Source organism: Chitinolyticbacter meiyuanensis (assembly GCF_008033135.1).
Classification (GTDB): domain Bacteria; phylum Pseudomonadota; class Gammaproteobacteria; order Burkholderiales; family Chitinibacteraceae; genus Chitinolyticbacter; species Chitinolyticbacter meiyuanensis.
The window spans coordinates 295,413-318,107 of sequence record NZ_CP041335.1; the positions used below are offsets into that span (position 1 = coordinate 295,413).

19 protein-coding genes and 1 CRISPR repeat array (1 of these 20 cut by a window edge) are annotated in these 22,695 nt (G+C 63.7%); of the genes, 10 read left to right on the forward strand and 9 right to left on the reverse strand.

Annotated features, from left to right (window positions below; translation table 11 throughout):
- The first annotated feature begins 24 nt into the window (after positions 1-24).
- Positions 25-1,479: a PTS glucose transporter subunit IIBC gene (gene ptsG, locus FLM21_RS01265; protein WP_148713826.1), complete on the forward strand. Its 1,455-nt coding sequence runs from the start codon at positions 25-27 to the stop codon at positions 1,477-1,479.
- Positions 1,480-1,535: 56 nt separating this feature from the next.
- Here the strand turns inward: ptsG and FLM21_RS01270 are convergent, their stop codons facing one another.
- The 8 genes from FLM21_RS01270 to FLM21_RS01305 all read right to left on the reverse strand — a co-directional run bounded on the left by FLM21_RS01270 (position 1,536) and on the right by FLM21_RS01305 (position 9,508).
- Positions 1,536-2,657, reverse strand: a complete 1,122-nt coding sequence (locus tag FLM21_RS01270; RefSeq protein ID WP_148713827.1) for an AAA family ATPase — start codon at positions 2,655-2,657, stop codon at positions 1,536-1,538.
- Positions 2,654-3,274 (reverse strand): nicotinamide riboside transporter PnuC, encoded by a 621-nt coding sequence (gene pnuC, locus FLM21_RS01275; protein ID WP_148713828.1) that lies wholly within the window; start codon positions 3,272-3,274, stop codon positions 2,654-2,656. The genes FLM21_RS01270 and pnuC overlap by 4 nt, the downstream gene beginning before the upstream one ends.
- 74 nt (positions 3,275-3,348) lie before the next feature.
- A complete protein-coding gene (locus tag FLM21_RS01280) occupies positions 3,349-3,762 on the reverse strand; it encodes a hypothetical protein (protein ID WP_148713829.1) in 414 nt (137 codons plus the stop codon).
- Between the two features lie 49 nt (positions 3,763-3,811).
- Positions 3,812-4,837: a bifunctional nicotinamide-nucleotide adenylyltransferase/Nudix hydroxylase gene (locus FLM21_RS01285; protein ID WP_148713830.1), complete on the reverse strand. Its 1,026-nt coding sequence runs from the start codon at positions 4,835-4,837 to the stop codon at positions 3,812-3,814.
- Between the two features lie 11 nt (positions 4,838-4,848).
- On the reverse strand, positions 4,849-6,552 hold the full coding sequence (locus tag FLM21_RS01290; protein ID WP_148713831.1) for an NAD+ synthase: 1,704 nt from the start codon (positions 6,550-6,552) through the stop codon (positions 4,849-4,851).
- A gap of 80 nt (positions 6,553-6,632) precedes the next feature.
- Entirely contained in the window at positions 6,633-7,376 is a 744-nt protein-coding gene (locus FLM21_RS01295; RefSeq protein WP_148713832.1) for a DUF2971 domain-containing protein, read from the reverse strand.
- 20 nt (positions 7,377-7,396) lie between these two features.
- Entirely contained in the window at positions 7,397-8,599 is a 1,203-nt protein-coding gene (gene pncB / locus FLM21_RS01300; RefSeq protein ID WP_148713833.1) for a nicotinate phosphoribosyltransferase, read from the reverse strand.
- A gap of 57 nt (positions 8,600-8,656) precedes the next feature.
- Positions 8,657-9,508, reverse strand: coding sequence for a cysteine hydrolase family protein (locus FLM21_RS01305; RefSeq protein WP_148713834.1), 852 nt, complete (start codon positions 9,506-9,508; stop codon positions 8,657-8,659).
- Between the two features lie 177 nt (positions 9,509-9,685).
- Here FLM21_RS01305 and FLM21_RS01310 point away from each other — a divergent pair, with 177 nt between their 5' ends.
- Both FLM21_RS01310 and FLM21_RS01315 read left to right on the forward strand, forming a co-directional pair.
- Complete coding sequence (locus tag FLM21_RS01310) at positions 9,686-10,345, forward strand: NUDIX hydrolase (RefSeq protein ID WP_148713835.1); 660 nt, start codon at positions 9,686-9,688, stop codon at positions 10,343-10,345.
- Between the two features lie 124 nt (positions 10,346-10,469).
- On the forward strand, positions 10,470-11,348 hold the full coding sequence (locus FLM21_RS01315) for a DMT family transporter (protein WP_148713836.1): 879 nt from the start codon (positions 10,470-10,472) through the stop codon (positions 11,346-11,348).
- Positions 11,349-11,890: 542 nt separating this feature from the next.
- Here the strand turns inward: FLM21_RS01315 and FLM21_RS01320 are convergent.
- On the reverse strand, positions 11,891-13,579 hold the full coding sequence (locus tag FLM21_RS01320; RefSeq protein ID WP_148713837.1) for an AmpG family muropeptide MFS transporter: 1,689 nt from the start codon (positions 13,577-13,579) through the stop codon (positions 11,891-11,893).
- Between the two features lie 154 nt (positions 13,580-13,733).
- Between FLM21_RS01320 and cas3 the strand changes: the two genes are divergently transcribed.
- Genes cas3 through cas2 form a run of 7 tightly spaced genes read left to right on the forward strand, consistent with a single transcriptional unit; the run spans position 13,734 to position 21,334 of the window.
- Positions 13,734-15,977 carry a CRISPR-associated helicase Cas3' gene (gene cas3 / locus FLM21_RS01325; RefSeq protein WP_148713838.1) on the forward strand — a complete coding sequence of 748 codons (2,244 nt, stop codon included), beginning with the start codon at positions 13,734-13,736 and terminating at the stop codon, positions 15,975-15,977.
- 19 nt (positions 15,978-15,996) lie between these two features.
- Complete coding sequence (cas5c, locus tag FLM21_RS01330; RefSeq protein WP_148713839.1) at positions 15,997-16,665, forward strand: type I-C CRISPR-associated protein Cas5c; 669 nt, start codon at positions 15,997-15,999, stop codon at positions 16,663-16,665.
- Positions 16,662-18,437, forward strand: a complete 1,776-nt coding sequence (gene cas8c / locus FLM21_RS01335) for a type I-C CRISPR-associated protein Cas8c/Csd1 (protein ID WP_148713840.1) — start codon at positions 16,662-16,664, stop codon at positions 18,435-18,437. The genes cas5c and cas8c overlap by 4 nt, the downstream gene beginning before the upstream one ends.
- A 10-nt stretch (positions 18,438-18,447) precedes the next feature.
- A complete protein-coding gene (cas7c, locus tag FLM21_RS01340; RefSeq protein WP_148713841.1) occupies positions 18,448-19,341 on the forward strand; it encodes a type I-C CRISPR-associated protein Cas7/Csd2 in 894 nt (297 codons plus the stop codon).
- Between the two features lie 19 nt (positions 19,342-19,360).
- Positions 19,361-19,990, forward strand: a complete 630-nt coding sequence (gene cas4 / locus FLM21_RS01345; protein ID WP_148713842.1) for a CRISPR-associated protein Cas4 — start codon at positions 19,361-19,363, stop codon at positions 19,988-19,990.
- On the forward strand, positions 19,991-21,031 hold the full coding sequence (gene cas1c, locus FLM21_RS01350) for a type I-C CRISPR-associated endonuclease Cas1c (protein ID WP_148713843.1): 1,041 nt from the start codon (positions 19,991-19,993) through the stop codon (positions 21,029-21,031).
- Between the two features lie 12 nt (positions 21,032-21,043).
- Complete coding sequence (gene cas2, locus FLM21_RS01355; RefSeq protein ID WP_148713844.1) at positions 21,044-21,334, forward strand: CRISPR-associated endonuclease Cas2; 291 nt, start codon at positions 21,044-21,046, stop codon at positions 21,332-21,334.
- A 188-nt stretch (positions 21,335-21,522) separates the two neighbouring features.
- Positions 21,523-22,695: direct repeats of the CRISPR family, unit length 32 nt; unit sequence GTCGCGCCCCACGCGGGCGCGTGGATTGAAAC; it runs 1,922 nt beyond the window's last position.

The following is a 22,695-nucleotide window of genomic DNA, read 5'->3' on the forward strand; positions in this document are numbered from 1 at the left end:
AATCAAGCTGATGGGAGTCAGATCATGTTCAAGCAAGCCTTTGCGGTGCTGCAGAAGATAGGCAAGGCCTTGATGCTGCCGGTGGCGGTGTTGCCGGTGGCTGGCCTGCTGCTCGGTATTGGTGCATCCAATTTCTCCTTCATCCCCGATGCCGTATCGCAGGTAATGGCACAGAGCGGCGGCGCCATCTTCGGCAACCTGCCGATCATCTTCGCCGTCGGCGTGGCGCTGGGCCTGACCGAGAACGATGGCGTGGCCGCGATTGCCGCCGTGGTTGGCTTCGTGGTGATGATCGCCACCATGGGGGTGATGGCCACGGTGTGGGGCATCGAGCCCGCCACCGTGATGGGCATGAAGTCGATGGAAACCGGCGTGTTCGGCGGCATCATCATCGGCGGCGTGGCAGCAACGCTGTTCAACAAGTACTATCGCATCTCGCTGCCACCATATCTTGGCTTCTTCGCCGGCAAGCGCTTCGTGCCCATCGTTACTGGCGTGGCGGCGATCTTCGTCGGCGTGGCGCTGTCCATCGTCTGGCCGCCGATCCAGAACGGTATCGAGGCGTTTTCGCACTGGGCCGCATACAGCAGCCCGCGCACCGCAGCCACGGTGTACGGCTTTGTCGAGCGCTTGCTGATCCCGTTCGGCCTGCACCACATCTGGAACGTGCCGTTCTTCTTCGAGATGGGCAGCTTCACCGATGCCGCCGGCAAGGTGGTGCGTGGTGACATCAATCGCTTCTTCGCCGGTGACCCCACCGCCGGCGTGCTTGCTGGCGCCTTCCTGTTCAAGATGTTCGGCCTGCCAGCTGCAGCAATTGCCATCTGGCACAGTGCCAAGCCCGAAAACCGGGTGAAGGTGGGCGGCATCATGATCTCGGCCGCGCTCACCTCTTTCCTCACCGGCATCACTGAGCCGATCGAGTTCTCCTTCCTGTTCGTCGCGCCGGTGCTGTACGTGATCCATGCCGTGCTCGCTGCCTCGACCCAGTTCGTGGCCAACACGCTGGACATGCACATGGGCTTCACCTTCTCGCAGGGGGGCATCGACTTCCTGCTGTTCAACGCCTTTGGCAAGAACGCGCAGAACTGGTGGCTGGTGTTCATCCTCGGCCCGATCTACGCGGCGATCTACTACGGCGTGTTCCGCTTCGCCATCACCAGGCTCAACCTCAAGACCCCCGGCCGCGAGGATGACGAAACCGGCGTGATCGAGGCCGAGCTTGCCAGCAGCGTGGGCGACGATCGCACCCGCGAGCTGGTGTCCGCCTTCGGTGGCGGCGACAACATCCAGAGCCTGGATGCTTGCATCACCCGGCTGCGCATCGCGGTGGCCGACATCGGCAAGGTCGATCAGGCCAAGCTCAAGGCGATGGGCGCGGCCGGCGTGATGGTGGTCGGCAACGGCGTGCAGGCGGTGTTCGGCACCCACTCGGAAAACATGAAGACCGACATGGCCAAGTTCCTCGGCCGCCACTGAGGGAACGGCTTCATCGCCGAGGGGCGCCGCGGCGCCCCTTTTTCATTGGATGCCGTTCAGGCGGTGACGCGTTGTTCCAGCGGCAGCGTGAACCGGCTGTGCCGTTGCCAAGCCGCATCGACCGCGGCCAGCGCCTGGGCCAAGCGTGTTTGCCGATCACCGACGAGCCGTAGCCATGGCACCGGCTGTGCGGCCAGAACATCGGCAAAGCGTTGCGTCATCCACGGTCGCAGCGTTTCGCCATCGCGCAGGCCGTCATCCTCGAACGGCACGCCGGCGTGGTCGGTCAGCAGGTAGAGCTGGCGCGGCGGCATGGCGGCGGCGATCGCCTCGACCCCCGGATGACGCAAACCGCGATAGCGCTCATGCCATATACAGGTGGCGAGTGCATCGGTATCGCACACCAGCACCGGCCCGCCCTCGCGCGCGGCTGCGTTTTCGCGCCACGTCTGCTCGGCCGCGATCAGCGCGAAATCGTCCGCCTGCCAGTGCACGTCCTGCGGTCGCGCTTTGGGATCGCGTGCGCGCGCCAGCGCCAGCAGGTTCTGGCTGTACTCGCGGCCATACTCCGCTACCCAGCGCGTTGCCGTCCAGGCACCGCCGCGCGCTTGCAGCGCCATGGCGAGATCACGAGCCAGCGTGGTGGTGCCGGTCGATTCGGCACCGACCACGGTCACCCGCATTGCAAGCCCGGCACGCACCGGCGCCGGCAGTTGCCACCAGTGCGCGGCGAGGTCGGCGCGCACCGCCGTGCCGGATACCGGATGCAGCGCCCGCTGCGGATCAAGGCAGACCGATGTCGCGCCAAAGTGCCGTGCCAGCTCGCTACCGTAGCTTTCCGATGTGAACACCGCATCGACGGCGACATCGGCCGCCGCACCCTCGCTCACCGCCCAACGCATGATGCTGACGTGCGCATCCCAGATCGCCGCATCGTGGTAATCCACCGGCACATCGTCGAGCGCACCGACCACGCACACGTTGGGCAGATCTGCCAGGCATTCGCGCAACCAGGCGACGCGATCGGCAATCGAGATTGATTCGACCGACGCGCCCAGCACCGCCACCGTCACCTGCCGGCAATGCCGGGCGGCGGTGCGCATCAGATAGAGGTGCCCCAGGTGCGGCGGATAGAACTTGCCGATCACCAGGCCATGCTGGAATTGAACGCGATTCACGCCGCCGCCCCGGCTGGCTGTGGCTTGTTCCAGGCGAACCAGCCACGGATGCACAGCAGCAGGAACACCGCGTAGAGGATGGCGATCAGCGGCAGGCCGCGGCTGAAGTAGAGCGGGATCGACACTACATCGACCGCGATCCACCACAGCCAGCTGTCACGGCGGCGCTGGTTCAGCAGCCATTGCGCGCACAGGCTCATTGCGGTGATCAATGCATCCATCAGCGGCGCACTGCCCTTGGCCCACAGCATCAGCTGCCACAGCAGCAGCGTGACGAGGGCTGCGGTGAGTGCCAGCAACAGCCATTCGCGTCCACTGGAGCGGAACACCGGCAACTCTGTGGCATCACCGCCATGCCGTAGCCACGCCCGCCAGCCGATCAGGCCCATGGTGATGAACACGATCTGCAGCCCGGCATCGGAGAACAGCCGCAGCTCGACGAACACCAAGCCCAGGATCACGCAATTGACGATGCCAACCGGGAAGTTGGCGATATGCGAGCGCGTGGTCAGCCACACGCAGATAAGGCCTGTGGCAAAGCCGGCGAGATCGCCGATGGACAGCGGCATGCCGAGTACGGTGGTAACGGGTTCGAGTAGTGGGGCGAGCAGCGACATGAAGGTTTGCTTGAAGGTGGTTGATGAATGCGCGATGCGGTGCTCGCGCAAGGGCGAGCGTGTTCTGGCGGGTGTTATGAAAAATCCATCTCTTGCCCGCTGCGCACATCCACTGGAGGCCAGGCATCGATATGGTGAAACATGCACACCGTGCGTTCCGGCAACGCACGCGCGGCGGCGTGCAAAACATCAATCAGGCTGTTGTCGCCGTGATCCAGCGCATCTGGCCAATCCGGATAGACGCTGTCCAGCGCGATGCTGAATGTTGAACTGCCGGCTTCATCGACGATGTCGGCCAGATATCCCCAGTCCCCGCTTTCGGCAACGTTCTGCATGGCATCGCCGAACTGCTTGCCCTGCTGGATATGCCAGGCCCAAAGATTCAAATACGGCACGCCGTTGCTGGTATCGACCATGGCTTCCAGCAAATCGGCATGGTGATGTCGGGCGATGAATGCGGTGATTGCATCCGCGATGTCGTTTTTCATGTTGTCGTCAGTGTTGAAGCGAAGCCCGATGCCGCGTCGTGGCAATCGATCATGCCCCGGCGGTCAGATCGAGGAAGTGATCAAGGATATGGAAATGGTCCTCGAAAAATCGATTTTCCATCGCCGCGAGTTCAGCCACTGGCACCCAGCGTGCGGCAGCGGCATCGTCGCTGCCGGCCACTTCGGGCAGGCGCTCCATGGCGATGACGAAGTGATGGGCGTGGGTAATGGTGCGGCCGCGCAGGCTGCGATCGGGGTGGTCGAACACCGCTACATCACGCAGCGCGGCTTCCAGCGTGCTGTCCAGCAGCGCCAAACCGGTTTCCTCGCGCAGCTCGCGGATCGCGCCCTGCAGCAGCCGTTCGCGGCCATCGAGAAAGCCACCGGGCAGCGCCCACAATCCTTGCCCCGGCGCGTGCTTGCGCTCCACCAGCAGCACATGGCCCGCGATTTCGACCACCGCATCGACGGTGATGAAGGGGCCGCTGCCCCAGCGCTTGCAGCTGGCGATCAGCGCCGCGTGCTCGGCGCACAGCGGGCCGAACGCCGGCAGCACGCGCCAGCCTTTCAGGTAGCCGGCGATGGCGGGTGGCACCAGCGTGGCCAGCAGCGCATCGGCGGCTGCGTCGTCGTCCACGCCGAAATAGATCTGCCGCACGCTGGTGGCATCGAGCTCGCCCTGGGCCGGTAGCGGCAGCAGCGTCCAGCCGGGGAAACGCTGCAGGTAGTAGCTCGATGCATCCTTGGCATGGCCGATCAGCGCGACGCGGCGCGGCGGCGCAGCGCCATCGACCGCGCTGCGCACGGCGGCAGTCCAGCGGCCATCGTCGTAGTAGTCGCGCACCGGGGCGAAGCGCACGCGGGCCGCGTCGGCCTCGCTCAGCGTGGCGGCAATCATTGCGGCGCGTTCCTGCCAGCTGAACGGGTTCTTGGCATCGCGTGCGCGGTGTGCGGAACCGAGCACCACCACCACTTGCGGTGCGCGGCGCAGTGCTTCGGCCAGCAGCGCGGCATGGCCCAGGTGGAAGGGCTGGAAGCGGCCGATCAGCACCGCGCAATCGAAATCGTGGCTCATGGCTGGTCCAATCAGAACAGGTGGTGGGCGGTGATGGGCATCTGCCGGCCGCTGCCAAAGGCGCGGGCGCGCAGCCGCAGGATCGGTGGCGCCTGGCGCCGCTTGTATTCATTGCGGGCGATCATGCCGCGTATCCGTGCCACCAGCGCTTGGCCTGCCGCATCGGCGGTCAACCGCGCGTACTCGGCCTCGACCTTTGCTCTCTCGTCGTGGCCCAGTCTTGCGCCCTCGATCAGCACTTTGAGCAGTGCATCGAGCACCGGGTAAGGCGGCAAGCTGTCGGTGTCGCGCTGGCGGGGCGCCAGTTCGGCGGACGGTTCCTTTTCGATGATGGCGAGCGGAATCAGCTCGCGGCCGGCGGCTTCGTTCAGATGGCGGCTCAGCGCGAACACTTCCGTCTTGTACAAGTCGCCAATCAGCCCCAGCCCGCCATTGGTATCGCCATACAGTGTGCAATAGCCGACCGAGATCTCGCTCTTGTTACCGGTGGTGAGCAGCAGGTGGCCGTAGCTGTTCGAATATTCCATCAGCACCGTGCCGCGCACCCGCGCCTGCAGGTTTTCCAGTGGCAGGCCGGCCAGCGGCGCACCGAAGGCGGTGGCAAAGCTACCGGCAAAGGCATCGACCATATCGCGGATCGGGTGCTCGATCAGCTGCACACCGAGGTTGCGGCACAGCGTGACCGAATCGTCGACGCTGCCAGCGCTGGAAAAGCGTGACGGCATGGTGATGGCGGTGACGTTGGCGGCGCCGAGCGCCTCGGCCGCCAGCGCCAGCGTCAGTGCGCTGTCGATGCCGCCGGAGCAGCCGACCACGGCACGGGAAAAGCCGCAACGCCGCGCGTAGTCGCGCAGGCCCAGCACAATCTGCTGGCGGTAGAACGCCATCACCGGCAGCCCAGCCGGATCGACTGCGGGCAGCGCGGCGCCATCGCTGGCCACAAAATGCGTGCCGTCGAAACCCAGCGTGCGGATGTCCTCGGCAAAGCGTTCGGCCTCGAACACCACGCCGGCCTGCGGGGTGACGGCGAAGGAGGCGCCATCGAACACCAGCTGGTCCTGCCCGCCGACCTGGTTCACATACAGCAGCGGCAGATCGTGGCGCCGGCTGGCGGCGGTGAACAGCTGGTGGCGCTGCTCGCGCTTGCCGATGTTGGACGGGCTGGCGTTGATCGACACCACCAGATCCGGCGCCGCCTCGGCCAGCCGCTGGAACGGGTTCACCGCATAGTCGCGGCCATCGTCGTTCCAGCCGTCCTCGCAGATCAGAAAGCCGATGCGCCACGGGCCGATGCGCAGCACCCGGTTGGCATCCGGCCCCGGCTCGAAATGGCGGCGCTCATCGAAGATGTTGTAGGTGGGCAGCAGCTGTTTGGCGTACTGCAGCCGCACTTCCCCGTCGGCGATCACCAGCAGGCTATTGAACAGTGGCTTGCCCGGCCCCTCGCGGCGGGTCGGCGTGCCGATCACCCAGTTGAGTCCCGGCGTGACGTGGCTGGCGGCCAGCAGCTCGGCCAGCGCCGTGTCGATGGCGGCCAGAAACGCCGGCTCGTCGAGCAGATCGCCGGGGTAATAACCGGTGAGCGACAGCTCGGGAAACACCACCAGCTCGGCACCATCGCGCTGCGCCGTTTCGGCTGCGGCGCGCATCAGTGCGAGATTGCCGGCGAAGTCGCCGACGGTGGGATTGATCTGGGCTACGGTGATGCGCAGCATAGCGATATCCGGTTAAGTATCGAGCTGATTCAGAGAATAGCGAGACATGTTCTACTTCAGGCCAAAAATATTATTTGTAATCACCATATAGGTTTGTTTAGTAAAACAGAGCGACGCACGGGCACTGTTAATCCTGCTTGCTGGATAATTTTTTCGATTGCGTCACATACATGTAATGGCATTGTAGGGCTTATAACAAATTCTTGAATATCGTTGTTGAGATCAAGATCTATTGATTTTCCAGGTAAAGGTTTGGGGTAGTCATCCCAATCCGGGCGATATTCTTGAATTAAAAAACGTACTTCACGTTCATGTGCAAAGGATTTGCGTTTAAAAAAGTAAGGTAAATAGGAGCAATCTACATTAATGTGATCTGTTTTATAGTCAATGTAGTTTACTCGGCCGGCTTGTTTAATTTCGCTCTCAGACCAAGTAAGTAGTTTGTGTATGTTTCCAAATTGGGTTCTAACAGCAACCCCTTCTCCATAAACTTTCCACATTCCAAAAGATTCATATTCATCTTCATACCAGCATGAAACATATGTATGAGGTCTTAAGAAGCGGTAGACTTCGAGGTCTTGTAAATATTGCCCGTTCCCATATTGACTTCTTATACTCTCTTTTGCACGTTCACCATAATCCCCCTCAAAAGGGTCTTCGAAGCTCGGCGCGGAGGAAAAGAATAGCCTTTTCGATGTTATTAGACTTAGAAATTTATCGAGTGAATAGTAGCGCCAGATTGTTGCACCAGCTTCTGGAGCGTTAAGAATTTTTTGACGCTCTTGCAGTGCTTTTTCTAGTTCTTTTGGATTCAATACAATCACAACTTGCTCCTAGATTTGGCCTAACTCGCCGTGTGATTAAAAACCTGCCGCAAATACGCGAGAAAAGTCTGGTCCTCGCACAGCGTCTTGCCCGGCGCGTCGGAGAGCTTGGCCACCGGCTGGCCGTTGCAGTGGGTGAGCTTCATCACGATGTTCAGTGCCTTCAAGGGGGTGTCGTTACTCAGATTGGTGCCGATGCCAAAGCTGGTGCGGATGCGGCCGCGGAAGTGGTGGTGTAGCGCCAGCGCCTTTTCGATGGTGAGGCCGTCCGAGAACACCAGCTGCTTCACGCGTGGATCGATGCGCAGTGCTTCGTAGTGGGCAATGGCCTTCTCGCCCCAGGCAACCGGATCGCCCGAATCGTGGCGCAGGCCGTCGAACAGCTTGGCGAAGTAGAGATCGAAGTCGCCAAGAAAGGCATCCATGCCGACCACGTCGGTCAGCGCAATCCCAAGGTCGCCACGGTATTCCTGCACCCAGCCTTCCAGCGCAGATTTCTGGAAATCGCGCAGCCGCGAGCCGAAGGCCTGATAGGCCTGCAGGTATTCGTGCGCCATGGTGCCGATCGGCGTGATGCCGTAGCGCTTGGCCAGATACACGTTGGAGGTGCCGCGCACGAACTGCGGCACGTCGCGCGTCAGCGTTTCCACCACTTCATCGTGCCACTCGGCCGAGTAGCGGCGGCGCAGGCCGAAATCGAAGGCGATGAAGGGGAAATCACCGCTGGCGGCGAGTTCCGGTGCGGCGGCCTGCAGCGTGGCGATCTTGGCGGTGAGCCGTTGCCGCGCTTCGCCCAGCACCGCGTCGCTGTCGCCCAGGCGGCGGAAGTACAGCGCGTTCACGATGTAGAGCACGAAGATCTCAAAGCCCATCACGTGCACCAGCGGGCCACGGGCGACGATCTGCAGCGTGTCGCCAGCCGTTTCCACCGAAACGAAGTGGCGCTGGAAGCGGAATACGGTGAGGAAGTCGACGAAATCGCCCTTGATAAAGCGCAGGCCGCGCAGGTAGTCCAGTTCGTCCTGGGCGAACTGCATCGCACACAGCGCATCGAGCTCGGCCTCCACCTCTGCCTTCAGTTCAGCCAGTGGGAAGGCCGGCGTATTGCGGCAGACGAAGGCGTACTCGGCCATGGCGCCGGGCTGGCGATGCAGCAATGCCTGCCACATGGTGAACTTGTAGAGGTCGTTTTCCAGCAGGCTGCGCACGACGGGGGCGTTCATCTCGGTTCCTCAGTCTTTAAGAGTTGGGCGGGATTATCGCCCGATGTTGCATCTGGCTTACACCAAGCATTCTGCCGCGATCTGCTCGCTGGTGGCGAGCCGTGCGCCACGCGCCTGCATGTCGGCGAGGAAATCGCGGTACTGCGCTTCGAAGCCGCCGACGGCGCTCATGCAGTCGGTCAGCAGTGTCAGCCGCGCTGCGCCATCGGGTAGCCTGGCCACCAGATGCTCGGTGGTGGCTTTCACGCAGTGGCTGCCCGCCTCGCCACCGATCAGGATGACATCGGCCGTATCGAGCGCGGCGACCAAGGCGGCGTTGGTGCTGGTACTGGCATCGTCCGCCAGCGGCACTTCGGCTTCGACTGCGCTGTAGTGCTCGGTCCACGGGTTGGTGCCCTTCACTGCCTTGGCCACGATCTTCAGCTCGCGCTCCTCCCAGCGGTTGTAGGCGGCGCGCAGGCTGTCGTGCACGGCATGGCCCCAGCTGCCGATCTCGCAGTGCACCGGCCATACCATGTGGGTGTAGCGGCCCTTGGCTTCCAGCTCGCGCAGGTAGGCCAGCACCCGGTTGGCCGCGGTGGCATCGCGTGGCCGATAGCGGCCGCTTTCCACCTCGGCGGCGCTGATCGCGGTGAACGGCGCCACCGCGCTGCCATCGGCTTGCTGCCAGAACGTGGGGTGGCCGATGTCGAGCCGCTGGTGCGAATCGAGCGTGATGGTGATCGCATCGAGCCGGCTGCCTACCGTATCGATCAGCTTTGCCAGCCGCAGCATGTCGGCATGGGCACCAGCCACCGGCAGGGCCGGTGCAAGGTGCTCGCCTGCAGCCAGCGGATTGGCCGGGCGGAAGGCGGGCGGCAGATCGCAGAAATCGTTTTGCGGATCGATGATGAGCAGGTGGGTGCGCATGGCGGGCCTCTGTCGGCGGGGGTGTGATTCCAATGTAATTTACTTAGTTTATTTTTGCAACTAATTATTCGTTCCAGCGAAACCGGGCAATAGCTTAGTCTTTGTTTATTCCGTGGAGGTGGTAAAACAATGACCATTGAGTTAGTTTATGTTCCGATCTAACTGGCTGGCAACGAGATGGGCGATGTGATCTGCACGGTGGACGTGGTGCTGCTGACGCTGCGCGAGGGGGCGCTGCAGGTGCTGCTGCACCGGCGTGAGCGTGATCCCTACGCCGGCATGCTGGCGCTGCCGGGCGGCTATGTGCACACCGACAGTGACCGCGATACCCGTGATGCGGCCCTGCGCGTGCTGCGCGATAAACCCGCCGTGCACAGCCCGTTCCTGGAGCAGCTTGGCACCTTCAGCGGGCCGGCACGCGATCCGCGTGGCTGGTCGATCAGTGTGGCGTACTACGCGTTGGTGCCCGATACGCTGGTGACTGAAGCAGCCGACGCTGCGCTGTGCCCGGTGGATGATCTGCGTGGTCTGCCGTTCGATCACGCGCAGATCGTTGCGGCGGCGGCCGAGCGCGTGCGCAACAAGAGCAGCTATTCCTCGCTGCCGGTGCACCTGTGCCCGGAACCGTTCACGTTGCCGCAGCTGCAGGCGGTGTACGAGGCGCTGCTCGGCGAGCCGCTGAACAAGGTGAGCTTTCGCCGCAAGATGGATGAGCTCGACGTGCTCGAAGCCATCCCCGGCGCGTTCTCCAGCGGCAATGCGCACCGCCCGGCGCAGCTCTACCAGGTGAAGCCGGCCTGGCGGCATGCGCTCTCACTGAGCGAACGGGCGATCTGATCCGGCGCGCCATCGCGCCGACTGTGGCTGGCGGTTGGCCTGGCGGTGGACCAAGCTGCCAGGAAACGGGAAGCGCGCTACGGGCGCATCGGGCATCCTGCCCTCCCGATTGCCGGACCCTGCCATGAACGCTGCCTCTGCCCTGCGCCTGATCCTGCTCGCTGCCATCTGGGGCGCGTCGTTCCTGTTCATGCGCGTGTCGGTGCCGGCGCTGGGCCCGGTGATCCCGGCGGTGGGCCGCATCGTGGTCGGCGCCGTGTTCCTCGCGCTGGTGGCCTTGCTGCTGCGCCGGGTGGCGCTGCAGCGGGCGCACTGGCGACACTATCTGATCCTGGGCCTGTTCAATACCGCGTTGCCTTTCCTGTGCTACGGCTTCGCTGCCCGCCAGCTGACCGCATCGGTGATGTCCATCCTCAATGCCACCGCGCCGATCTGGGGTGCGCTGGTGGCGGCGGTATGGCTGGGAGTGAAGCCAACGCTGAAATCGGCCTGCGGCCTGCTGCTGGGCGTGGTCGGCGTTACCGTGCTGGTGGGCCTCGATGCCGCCACCAGCCAGCCTGGTGCCGGCTGGGCCATCATGGCCGTACTCAGCGCTACCCTGTGCTACGCGATTGCCAGCAGCTACAGCAAACGGCACGCCGCCGATGTGCCGCCATTCGCCGCTGCCCATGGCAGCATGTGGGCCGCCAGCTTCACCATCCTGCCGCTGCTGGCGTGGCAGCCCGCGCCGGTGGTGCCGACGCCGCTGGCAGTATGCGCCGTGCTGGCGCTCGGCGTGTTCTGCACTGGCATGGCCTACCTGCTGTACTTCCGCTTGGTGCAGGACATCGGCCCGGCCTCCGCGCTCACTGTCACCTTCCTGATTCCGGTGTTTGGCGTGCTGTGGGGTGTGCTGCTGCTGGGCGAGACCATCGGCCACAACACGCTGGCGGGTGCCGCGCTGGTGCTGGTGGGCACGGCGCTGGCGACAGGGTTCGATCCTCGGCGTGTGTGGCGGGGTTGAACCCCCAAACCTGTAGACACAGAGCGCACAGAGTAAATATGGAGAACACAGAGAGAACCCGGCTTACCTTTGGTTTTCTCCGTGTTCTCTGTGCCCTCGGTGTGCTCTGTGTCTACAGGTTTTCGGTTCGATTCGGATTTGAAGACAATGCGAGTGCAGCGCCTGCGGCGCGGCTAAATGCCTTGAGCGGGATTCCGCCCCGCGGCCGGGAAGGGGGATTTGCTCCGCCAAATCCCCCTTCACCCCAAAGGCGGCCCCGCACCTTGCGGCCCTCCGGGCTGCCCTCGGTCAGTCGCGAGCCTCAGGTCTCGCTCCATTCCCTCGGCGCTTGGTGAAGGGGGAAGTCTTCAAACTCGCTGCGGTGTCCAACGTTCAGGTCATGAACATTGCAAGGTGGAGTGCGGATTCAAGCTGGTGCAACTGTCCCCCGGTCACGGTGCCCGCAGGGGGCAGAGCTCGGGGTTAGAGGGATTTATCCGGCAGTTCGCGGGCGCTTGCCGGCCACAGCGTGATTCCCCGCGAGCGTAGTCGTCCCCACGCCCTCAGCTCACCCTCGGGGCATCCAGCCATTCCACCTGCCGGCGCATGCGCCAAAGCAGCAGCATCCCCGGCACGCCGACCAGCATTGATAGCTCGAAGAAATGCACCCAGCCCAGCGAATCGACCAGATACCCCGACGTGGGCCCCACATACACGCGTCCCACCGCCGACAACGCCGACAGCAGCGCATACTGGGTGGCGCTGGCCTCGCGGTTGCACAGCGCCATCAGCAGCGACACCAGCGCCGCCGTACCCATGCCGCCGGCCAGGTTTTCCAGCGTCATCGATACGCCCAGCAATACATCGAGGCTACCGTCCCAGCCCTTGCCGGTACGGAACACCTGCAGCAGCTCTTCCGGCAATGGCAGGTGCACGCTGCCGAGCGCCCCCTTGCCATAGAGGGCAAGTGCCCAGTAGCCGACGTTCGAGGCAATCTGCAATACGCCGAACGCCAGCAAGGAGCGGTACAGCCGCAGCTTCACCATCAACAGTCCGCCGACAATGCCGCCAACGATGGTGGCCACCATGCCGACGATCTTGTTGACCACGCCGATCTCACCCAGGCTGAAACCCACACCCTGCTGCAGGAAGGCCACGCTCAGCACGCCGGCAAAGGCGTCACCTAGCTTGTAGAGCACGATCAGCAGCAAAAAAGCCCAGGCATATTCGCGGCGGAAGTACTGCTGCATCGGCGAGATCAGCAATTCGAAGCGTGCGAGCTTGGCGCCGTACAGCGCCATTGGTACTGCGCCACCGATCTCGGCCAGCACGAACAAGAGGCCGGTCCAGTTGTTCTCGCTGTCTGGCCCGAAATCCGCCCAGCCGGCCAGATGGCCCAGCGCGATCAGGCCTTGCTGAGCCAGCATGAAGCCGAGCCATGCCCCGGCCAACATGGCCAGAAAGCCGTTCAGGTGGCGCCACTCACCAAACAGCCGCGAACCGATCAGCGCGTTGACCAGCAGGGCGGCGGCCACGGCGGCCAGTGGTGCAAATGCCCCTGGCCACCACCACGCGGCGGCCACGGCGGCGGCCAGCAGCAACATCAGCGTGACGATGAAGCGTACGAATTCACTGGCCGAATGATTGGCGTGGTAGGCCAGCCGGGGAGCGATCAGCTGAACGACGGCAGCCAGCCCCAGCATCAAGCCACCAAGCAGCGCATAGGTACGGCCCCAGCCGATGGCCTCCGCCATCAGGAAGGCCAGCCCGCCCGAGGTGAGCATCGCCAACCGGTAGCCCAGCACCCCGACCGCCGCCGCCGCGCCGCGTTCATCGTCATGGCTGACATCAACGCGGTAGGCATCGACCACCACATCCTGTGAGGCCGAGAAAAACGCGACGCCCAATGCAAACAACGCAAAGGTGCCCGTGTGCGCCCCAGGCTGCAGCCCGGCCATGGCCAGCAGCAATACCCCCAGCGCCAGCTGGGTGATCAGCAACCAGCCCTTGCGCCGCCCCAGCCCCGGCAGCTCGAAGCGGTCCATCAGTGGCGCCCACAGGAATTTGTAGGTGTACGGCATGCCCACCAGCGCCAGCAGGCCAATGGTCTTGAGATCGAGCCCGTCGCTGGTCAGCCACGATTGCATCGCCTGGCCGGTCAGCGCCAGCGGCAGGCCGGAAGCGAAGCCGAGCAGCAGCACGGCCGCCATGCGGCGATTGGTGAATACGGCGGTGTAGGTGGCGAGCGACATGGATTGGGCTGACGGCAGGGATGAGCGCGCAGTATCGCATGGTGCGCTGTGCAAGCCGCTGCGCGCGATGAAAGCAACAACTTCTGACCCAAAACAAATCAATAACTGACTTGTGTGTTAATTTTTTTCAGTCAATGATGTCTGGATATTGGCAATGCATGCTGATTTTGCTTTCTTTGCGCACTCCACCGAGCGAGCTGATCGTCAGGATTGGCAGCTTCTCACCGAGCATTTGCGTGGCGTGGGCGACCTGGCTGGCAGCTACGCGGCAGTGTTCGGGGCGAAACCGCTGGGGCAGATTGCCGGCCTGCTGCACGATCTGGGCAAATACACCGCTGAATTCCAGCTGCGGCTATGCGGCGGCGCGCGGGTCGATCATGCCACCTGGGGCGCCAGAATCGCGGTCGAGCGCTTCGGGTCGCTGGGCACGCTGCTCGCCTACGGCATTGCCGGCCACCACGCTGGCCTTGCCAATGGCCGCGACACCGCCGAACGCACCAGCCTGCAGGATCGCCTGCGCGCACCGCTGCCCGAGTTGAACCCGCAGTGGCAGCAAGACATCGCCCTGCCTGCCACGCCGTTGGCACCATCGGATGGCTTCAAGCCGAATCAGGCGCGCGGGCAGTTTCAGCTGGCGTTTCTGGGGCGGATGCTGTTTTCCTGTCTGGTCGACGCCGATTTCATCGATACCGAAGCGTTCTACCAAAAGGTTGAACGTCGCCAACCCACACCGCGCGGCAGTGCGGTGGCTTTGAGTGCATTGCGCGAGCGCCTGAACCACAGGCTCGCCAGCTTCAAGACCGATACTCCCGTCAACCGCTTACGTGGCGAAATCCTCGCCGGCGTGCGCAGCCACGCGGCTGATCCGACGGGGGTGTTCTCACTGACGGTGCCCACCGGTGGCGGCAAGACACTGGCCTCGCTGGCCTTCGCGCTCGACCACGCCATTGCCCATGGCCTGCGCCGGGTGATTTTCGTCATCCCGTTTACCAGCATCGTCGAGCAGACCGCCGCCGTGTTTCGCGATGCGTTCGGTGAGCTGGGCGAAGCGGCGGTGCTGGAGCACCACAGTGCTTTTGTCGAACCGATACGGCGTGATGATCCTGACTATTACCAGTCTGATAAGAAATTGCGTTTGGCGATGGAAAACTGGGATTACCCCATCGTCGTTACCACCTCGGTGCAGTTCTTCGAAAGCCTGTATGCCGACCGGCCTGCGCGCTGCCGCAAGCTGCACAACATTGCCGGCAGCGTGGTCATTCTCGACGAGGCACAAACCTTGCCGCTGAAGCTGCTGCGCCCGTGCGTGGCCGCGCTCGATGAACTGGCGCGCAATTACCGCAGCAGCGTGGTGCTATGCACCGCCACGCAACCGGCGCTGCATTGCGAGGACTTTGTGGGTGGCTTTGAAAAAGTCACCGAGCTTGCACCGGATCCGGAGCAGCTGTTCCGGCAACTGGAGCGTGTGACTGTCCGGCATGTCGGTGTGCTCGTCGATGCCGCTCTCGCGGAGATGCTGCGTACGTGCGAGCAGGCGCTGTGCATCGTCAACAACCGCAGGCATGCCCGTGCCCTGTTCGATGCGATTGCCGACGAGCCCGGCGCGCGCCATCTCACCACGTTGATGTGCGCCAAACATCGCAGCGCGGTGCTGGCGGACATCCGCGCCGATCTGAAGGCGGGCCGGCCGTGCCGGCTGGTGGCCACGTCGCTGATCGAAGCCGGTGTCGATGTCGATTTCCCGATCGTGCTGCGCGCCGAGGCTGGGCTCGATTCGATTGCGCAGGCGGCAGGGCGCTGCAACCGCGAAGGCCGGCGCAACGCTGCCGACAGCGAGGTGCTGATCTTTGCCACCGACAATCCGGATTGGGCGCCGCCACCCGAGCTGACGCAATTTGCCCAGACCACGCGCGAGGTGCTGCGCCGTCACGGCGCTGTGCCGCTGAGCCAGGCCGCGATTAAGGCCTATTTCACGCAGCTGTACTGGCAGAAGGGCGAAGCCGAGCTCGATGCGCACGGCCTGCTCGGTGCCATCGAAGCCGGCAAGCTCGCCGGTCTGCCGTACGAATTGCTGGCGAGCAAGTTTCGCATGATCGAATCAGCTCAGTTGCCGGTGATCGTGCCGTTCGACGACACCGCCCGCACAGCGCTGCGCGAGCTCGAATACGCCGAAGGCTGCGGCGGCATCGCCCGCCGCTTGCAACCGTATCTGGTGCAACTGCCGCGCGCCGGCTACCAGGCGCTGCGCAACGCTGGCGCCATTCAGCCGGTGCAGCCGGAGCGCTTTGGCGAGCAGTTCATGCAACTGGTGAACCCGGATCTGTACGACGACTGCTTTGGCTTGAGCTGGGAGAACCCGGCCTTCATCCAGGCGGACCGGCTGGTCTGGGCCAATTGATAACCCAAAGGGGAGGACGATGACTTACGGCATCCGATTACACGTCTGGGGCGAGCGTGCCTGTTTTACCCGGCCTGAGATGAAAGTGGAGCGTGTCTCGTACGACGTGATCACGCCATCGGCCGCCCGCGGCATCCTGGAGGCGATTCACTGGAAGCCGGCCATCCGCTGGGTGGTCGATCGCATTCTGGTGGTGAAGCCGATCCGCTTCGAATCGATCCGCCGCAACGAGGTGGGCGGCAAGCTGTCGGCCGCCAGCGCGGCCAAGGCGATGAAGGCCGGGCGTACCGATGGGCTGGTGGCGCTGGTCGATGAAGACCGCCAGCAACGCGCCGCCACCGTGCTACGCGATGTGGCCTATGTGATCGAGGCGCACTTCGAGTTGACGCCCAAGGCCGGGCCGGACGATAGCGAGGGCAAGCACCTCGATATCTTCAACCGCCGCGCCCGCAAGGGCCAGTACTTCCAAGCGCCTTGCCTTGGCACGCGCGAATTCGCCGCGCATTTCGAGCTGATCGAGAGCGATGACGCCCTGCCGCAGCCGCATACCAGCCTGCTGGAAGCACGCGATCTGGGCTGGATGCTGCACGACATCGATTTTGCCGATGGCATGACGCCACGCTTCTTCCGCGCCGCGATGGATCAGGGCTGGATCACGGTGCCGCCGTTCGAGGAGGCCGCCGCATGATGCTGACCGCGCTGAACGACTACTACCAGCGTCTAGCGGCACAGGACCAGGTGCCACGCTTTGGCTTCAGCACCGAGAAGATCAGCTACGCCTTGCTGCTGAATGCCGATGGCGAACTGGTCGATGCGCCGCACGACATCCGCGATACCAATGGCAAGAAGCTTCTGCCGACCGCATTGACGGTGCCGCAGCCGGAAAAACGCACGGTCGGCATCAAATCCAACTTTCTGTGGGACAAAACCAGTTACGTGCTCGGCGTCAGCGCCAAGGTCAGCCCGCGCACTGCCGATGAGCATGCCGCGTTCAAGACCTTGCATGAGCAATGGCTGGCCGATAGCGACGATCCGGGTTTGCGCGCGGTGCAGCTGTTCCTGCGCAACTGGACCCCCGAGCGCTTTGCCGACTTCCCGCCGGCCATTCAGGAAGGTTTGCTCGACGCCAATGTGGTGTTCCGCCTCGATGGCGAGCGCCAGTATGTGCATGAAACAGCGGCGGCACAGCAACTGCGCGCTCGCATGCTGGCCGATGGCGACGCGGCATCGGGTCGCTGCCTGGTCACCGGAGAACATGCACCGCTGGCGCGGTTGCACCCGGCGATCAAGGGGGTCAACGGCGCACAGAGTTCCGGCGCATCCATCGTGTCGTTCAACCTGGAATCGTTCACCTCCTACGGCAAATCGCAGGGTGAAAACGCGCCGGTGTCCGAACTGGCAGCCTTTGCCTACACCACCGTGCTCAATCACCTGCTGCGCCGCGACGAGCACAACCGGCAGCGCTTGCAGATCGGTGATACCACGGTGGTGTTCTGGGCGCAGGCGGCCACGGCGGCGCAGGCCGAGGTCGCCGAATTCACCTTTGCCAGCCTGTTTGATCCGCCAGCCGATGACGCGGGAGAAACCGCCAAGCTGCGCAGCGTGCTCGATGCGGTGGCCAAGGGCCGCCCACTGCGCGAACTGGGGCTGAATCTGGACGACGACACGCGCTTGTTCGTGCTCGGGCTGGCGCCCAATGCATCGCGCTTGTCGATCCGCTTCTGGCATACCGGGCGACTGGACGAAATGGCGCGCCGGCTGGCCGAACACTTCCGCGACCTGGAACTGCAACCGCTGCCGTGGCGCAGCGAGCCGGCGATATGGCGCCTGCTCTATGCCACGGCGGCGCAGGGCAAGGCCGAGAACATTCCGCCGCAACTGGCCGGCGAGCTGACCCGCGCCATCCTGACCGGCTGCCGCTACCCGCGCAGCCTGTTGACCAATCTGATCATGCGCATGCGCGCCGACGGCGACATCTCCGGCGTGCGCGTGGCGCTGTGCAAAGCCGTGCTCGTGCGTGACCAACGCCTGGGCGTTGCCGGCATCAACCTGGAGCTACCCGTGAGTCTGGACAAAACCAACACCGATCCCGGCTATCTGCTGGGCCGATTGTTTGCCGAGCTGGAAAACGCGCAGCGCAGCGCGCTGGGCAAGGACATCAACGCCACCATCCGCGACCGCTACTACGGCGCGGCCTCGGCCACCCCGGCCAGCGTGTTCCCCATGCTGCTGCGTAATGTCCAGCACCACCTCTCCCGGCTGCGCAAGGACAAGCCGGGGCTGGCGGTCACGCTTGAAGCCAGCATCGGCCAGATCGTCGATGGCCTCGGCAACGCCTTCCCGCGCAGCCTGCGGCTGGAGGCACAGGGCCACTTTGCCATCGGCTACTACCACCAGACCCAAGACCGCTTCAAAGCCAAGGGTGGCTCCGATGCCACCGATGATGAAATCGCCGAATAAGGAACCTGCCATGACTGCCATCGCCAACCGCTACGAATTCGTCTACCTGTTCGACGTGACCAACGGCAACCCCAACGGTGACCCGGATGCCGGCAACCTGCCGCGCCTTGATCCGGAAACCAACCAGGGCCTGGTGACCGACGTGTGCCTGAAGCGCAAGCTGCGCAACTATGTTGCTTTGGAAAAAGAGCAAGCTGGCAAACCAGAGCAAGGCTATGCAATCTACATGCAGGAAAAGTCGGTGCTGAATAACCAGCACAAGCTTGCATGGGAAGCGCTTGAGCTGCCGCCCGATGCAAAGGACGCATACAAGAGATTGCCGAAGGACGAAGCCAAAGCGCAGGAGCTCACGGCTTGGATGTGCAAGAACTTCTTCGATGTGCGCGCGTTCGGTGCGGTGATGACCACCGAAATCAACGCCGGCCAGGTGCGCGGCCCGATCCAGCTGGCGTTTGCCACCTCCATTGACCCGGTGGTGCCGCTGGAGGTGTCGATCACCCGCATGGCGGTCACCAATGAGAAGGATCTGGAAAAGGAACGCACCATGGGTCGCAAGCACATCGTGCCCTATGGCCTGTATCGCGCCCATGGCTTCATTTCGGCCAAGCTCGCCGAGCGTACCGGCTTTTCCGATGATGACCTGCAACTGCTGTGGCGCGCGCTGAGCAATATGTTCGAGCACGACCGCTCGGCCGCGCGCGGGGAAATGGCAGCGCGCAAGTTGATCGTGTTCAAGCACGACCATGCCATGGGCAATGCGCCGGCGCACAAGCTGTTCGAGGCGGTGAGCGTCACTCGCGTAAATGGCGAAACCGACACCCCGGCGCGCGGCTTTGCCGACTACCGCGTCGAGGTCAATGCCGCCGCAGTGCCGGCCGGCGTGACGGTGCAGGAACTGCTGTAAGCCGCAGCGGAGCGGGACCATGGACCTCGCCGACGACCTGATCCCGCTTTCCGCCTTGCAGCACTATTTGTACTGCCCGCGCCAATGTGCGCTGATCCACGTGGAGCAGCTGTGGGCCGAAAACCGACACACCGCCGAGGGCCGCGTCCTGCATGAGCGTGCCGATACCCCGGCGGTGGAAAAGCGGCGTGGCGTGCGCACTGTTACCGCCATGCCCTTGCAGGCGCCGGCGCTGGGTGTCGCCGGGGTGGCGGATGTAGTGGAGTTTCACGCCGCGGTCGATGGCGAGCAGGCCTATCCGGTGGAATACAAGCGTGGCAAGCCCAAGGCGCACCGGGTCGATGAGGTGCAATTGTGCGCGCAGGCGCTGTGCCTGGAAGCCATGCTCGGCCGACCCGTGCCAGAAGGCGCCTTGTTCTATGGCCAGACGCGGCGGCGGCAGGTCGTACTGTTCGATGCCGCGTTGCGTGACCTCACATTGAACATCATCACGGCGACGAAGGCGCTGTTCGAGCAAGGCCGCACGCCGTCGGCCGACTATCAGCCACGGCGCTGCGACGCCTGTTCGCTGATCGACTTGTGCCAGCCCAAGCTGCTGGGTCGGCGCAAGCCGGTGTCGGCTTGGCTGCGGCAGCAATGGGAGGATTGAATGCGGCGCCAGTTGAACACGCTGTATGTGACCACCGAGGGTGCCTGGCTGCGCAAGGATGGCGCCAATATCGTGATGGAGGTAGAAGGCGAGGAACGTGGGCGCCTGCCGGTACACATGCTGGAAGGCCTGGTCTGCATCGGCCGCGTACTGGTCTCGCCACCGCTGCTTGGTTTCTGCGCCGAACAGGGCATCTGCGTCAGCTATCTCAGCCCCAACGGCAAGTTTTTGGCGCGGGTCGAAGGCCCGGTCTCCGGTAACGTGCTGCTGCGGCGCGAACAATATCGGCGCAGCGACGACGCGGCGGGTTGCGCCGCCATCGTGCGTCATCTGCTGATTGGCAAGGTGCATAACCAGCGCGCCGTGCTGGGCCGGGCCTTGCGTGATCACGGCGATAAGCTGGCGGAACCGGCGCGGGCCGAGCTGGAACAGGCGCATCGGCGCCTGGCGCGGATCGCCGACAAGCTGTGGCTCGAACCGCAACTCGACGTGCTGCGCGGCCTGGAGGGTGAGGCCGCGCAATCGTACTTTGCCGTGTTCGACCATTTGATCCGCGTCGATCACCCCGCCCTGCGCTTTGGCGGCCGCAGCCGGCGCCCGCCACGTGACGCGGTCAATGCCTTGCTGTCCTTCCTCTACACCCTGCTAACCCACGATTGCCGCTCGGCACTGGAAAGCGTCGGCCTTGATCCAGCCGTTGGCTTCCTGCACCGCGACAGGCCAGGCCGGCCCAGCCTCGCACTCGATCTGGTGGAAGAATTCCGCCCGGTGCTGGCTGACCGTCTGGCCTTGTCGCTGCTCAACCGCCGCCAGCTGAATGAGCGTGATTTTCGCCAGATGGATAACGGTGCCGTGCTACTGAAAGACGACGCCCGCAAGACCGTGCTGGTGGCGTATCAGGAGCGCAAGCGCGAAAGCATGCTGCATGCCTTTCTCGACGAAAAAGTCGAATTGGGGCTGTTCCCCGCCATTCAGGCCCAGTTGCTGGCGCGCCACCTGCGCGGCGATCTGGATGCCTACCCACCGTTTCTGTGGAAATAGGGAGTTGCGCCCATGATGGTGCTCGTCAGTTACGATGTCAGCACGATGACCAAGGCGGGCGAAGCCCGCTTGCGCAAGGTGGCCAAGACCTGTCGGGACTATGGCCAGCGCGCGCAATTCTCGGTGTTTGAAATCGAGGTCGATCCCGCGCAATGGGTGTCACTGCGACAAAGACTATGCGATCTGATCGACCCGGAGCACGACAGCTTGCGCTTCTATTTTCTGGGCAATAACTGGCAGCACAAGGTCGAGCATATTGGTGTAAAGCCGGTGCTGGATTTGAACGGGCCTCTGGTGTTCTAGCACAGGAGCACCGCGCGAACCTCAAGTGGCTGGGATTTTCCTGGGAGATTCGCAGTCGCTTAATGCGTTGTTTCGTATGTTATTTTTCGTATTAACTCCTTGGTCAATATTCCCTGCGTGGCTTTGTCTGCGCGGTTCGCGCCGCTGCATCAATTTTCTTTTGTTCGGCAAAGCGTTATAAGCACCAGGTCGCGCCCCACGCGGGCGCGTGGATTGAAACAAGAACAAGGCCATCCCGGACGGTGAGCGCGCCAGGTCGCGCCCCACGCGGGCGCGTGGATTGAAACCTGCTAATTCGTCGTTTCGCTCGATGTGCTGCTTGTCGCGCCCCACGCGGGCGCGTGGATTGAAACAACAAGGAGCCTGAATCATGGCAAAGAATTTCAAGGTCGCGCCCCACGCGGGCGCGTGGATTGAAACACGGAACCGGTCACGCTCACGCCCAGACGGACGGGTCGCGCCCCACGCGGGCGCGTGGATTGAAACAAGCCAACCGAGGAAGAAAACTACGGCTGGCGCGTCGCGCCCCACGCGGGCGCGTGGATTGAAACGGCCGGGCGACGTAGATAGCACGACTGGGCGCAGGTCGCGCCCCACGCGGGCGCGTGGATTGAAACCCGGCATCGCGCAGCGTACGAATCATCGTGGCCGTCGCGCCCCACGCGGGCGCGTGGATTGAAACATACCGACGAGGGCGACCGCATCCACCTCAAGCGGTCGCGCCCCACGCGGGCGCGTGGATTGAAACTGCTACAGCTACATCCGGCTTGAGTGGGAGCCCGATGTCGCGCCCCACGCGGGCGCGTGGATTGAAACAGGAACTGCATCCACGCGAGATCTCGAAGGGCCAGGTCGCGCCCCACGCGGGCGCGTGGATTGAAACACCCCGATGTAGCTGACCTCACCATCCAACACCGGGTCGCGCCCCACGCGGGCGCGTGGATTGAAACTTCGAGCCACAGCTTGGCGTCGAACTCCGACATGCGTCGCGCCCCACGCGGGCGCGTGGATTGAAACCTGATCGTCTTGCCGATCAGGGTGCCGATGCGCGGTCGCGCCCCACGCGGGCGCGTGGATTGAAACCACCTCGCTCAGGCCATGCAGGAAGAGCAGGGCGTCGCGCCCCACGCGGGCGCGTGGATTGAAACGGGATAGCCGCACACGGCCTGGCCATCTGGCATTGTCGCGCCCCACGCGGGCGCGTGGATTGAAACACCGGCAACGGTTCAGCGCAGCCGGCCCACTGGATGTCGCGCCCCACGCGGGCGCGTGGATTGAAACACGGCGCTGGCGGCGGCAAGGGCGGCGGCGGTAGGTCGCGCCCCACGCGGGCGCGTGGATTGAAACCCAAGCCCTAGCAT

What these genes read in the sequence shown, in the direction of transcription:
- FLM21_RS01280 (WP_148713829.1), bottom strand. Translation starts at nt 3,762, where the DNA reads ATGAAAAACGACATCGCGGATGCAATCACCGCATTCATCGCCCGACAT.
- cas5c (WP_148713839.1), top strand. Translation starts at nt 15,997, where the DNA reads ATGACTTACGGCATCCGATTACACGTCTGGGGCGAGCGTGCCTGTTTT.
- cas2 (WP_148713844.1), top strand. Translation starts at nt 21,044, where the DNA reads ATGATGGTGCTCGTCAGTTACGATGTCAGCACGATGACCAAGGCGGGC.
- cas8c (WP_148713840.1), top strand. Translation starts at nt 16,662, where the DNA reads ATGATGCTGACCGCGCTGAACGACTACTACCAGCGTCTAGCGGCACAG.
- cas3 (WP_148713838.1), top strand. Translation starts at nt 13,734, where the DNA reads ATGCATGCTGATTTTGCTTTCTTTGCGCACTCCACCGAGCGAGCTGAT.
- pncB (WP_148713833.1), bottom strand. Translation starts at nt 8,599, where the DNA reads ATGAACGCCCCCGTCGTGCGCAGCCTGCTGGAAAACGACCTCTACAAG.
- FLM21_RS01320 (WP_148713837.1), bottom strand. Translation starts at nt 13,579, where the DNA reads ATGTCGCTCGCCACCTACACCGCCGTATTCACCAATCGCCGCATGGCG.
- cas7c (WP_148713841.1), top strand. Translation starts at nt 18,448, where the DNA reads ATGACTGCCATCGCCAACCGCTACGAATTCGTCTACCTGTTCGACGTG.
- FLM21_RS01285 (WP_148713830.1), bottom strand. Translation starts at nt 4,837, where the DNA reads ATGAGCCACGATTTCGATTGCGCGGTGCTGATCGGCCGCTTCCAGCCC.
- FLM21_RS01305 (WP_148713834.1), bottom strand. Translation starts at nt 9,508, where the DNA reads ATGCGCACCCACCTGCTCATCATCGATCCGCAAAACGATTTCTGCGAT.
- FLM21_RS01310 (WP_148713835.1), top strand. Translation starts at nt 9,686, where the DNA reads ATGGGCGATGTGATCTGCACGGTGGACGTGGTGCTGCTGACGCTGCGC.
- pnuC (WP_148713828.1), bottom strand. Translation starts at nt 3,274, where the DNA reads ATGTCGCTGCTCGCCCCACTACTCGAACCCGTTACCACCGTACTCGGC.
- FLM21_RS01315 (WP_148713836.1), top strand. Translation starts at nt 10,470, where the DNA reads ATGAACGCTGCCTCTGCCCTGCGCCTGATCCTGCTCGCTGCCATCTGG.
- FLM21_RS01290 (WP_148713831.1), bottom strand. Translation starts at nt 6,552, where the DNA reads ATGCTGCGCATCACCGTAGCCCAGATCAATCCCACCGTCGGCGACTTC.
- ptsG (WP_148713826.1), top strand. Translation starts at nt 25, where the DNA reads ATGTTCAAGCAAGCCTTTGCGGTGCTGCAGAAGATAGGCAAGGCCTTG.
- cas4 (WP_148713842.1), top strand. Translation starts at nt 19,361, where the DNA reads ATGGACCTCGCCGACGACCTGATCCCGCTTTCCGCCTTGCAGCACTAT.
- cas1c (WP_148713843.1), top strand. Translation starts at nt 19,991, where the DNA reads ATGCGGCGCCAGTTGAACACGCTGTATGTGACCACCGAGGGTGCCTGG.